Origin of the sequence: Klebsiella sp. C349492 (genome assembly GCF_042055345.1) — a bacterium.
GTDB classification, from domain to species: Bacteria; Pseudomonadota; Gammaproteobacteria; order Enterobacterales; family Enterobacteriaceae; genus Klebsiella; species Klebsiella scottii.
In genome coordinates this window covers 1-255 of record NZ_JANQCE010000046.1, presented here as the reverse complement: position 1 = coordinate 255, position 255 = coordinate 1, and the positions used below count along the sequence as shown (strand labels likewise).

Sequence of the window (255 nt, the reverse complement as noted above, 5' to 3'; positions counted from 1 at the left end):
GGTGGTGTCGTCCTGCTGTCCGGCAAAAATTTCCAGCCGGTGCAAAAGCGTGTCGATATAGTCCTGGCGTGGATCGGCAAACATGTACGCAATCGCCGGCGCATAAGACAGCTCACCTACAGGCTCCTTCCAGTCCATACTCCACACTGATCCATCAGGATTGTAAGCCAGCGCGCGCAGGGTGTCGGCCATATGCCATAGCGCTGCCGAGGGTACCGGCTTGCCAGCCAGCAGGAAGGTTCGCAGCATCCATTC

At 58.0% G+C, this 255-nt stretch carries 1 protein-coding gene; it reads right to left on the bottom strand.

Features of this window, described 5'->3' with window-relative positions; translation table 11 throughout:
* Positions 1–255 (bottom strand): hypothetical protein (locus NWP14_RS27910; protein ID WP_375216328.1); only part of this gene is annotated, 255 nt, incomplete at both ends.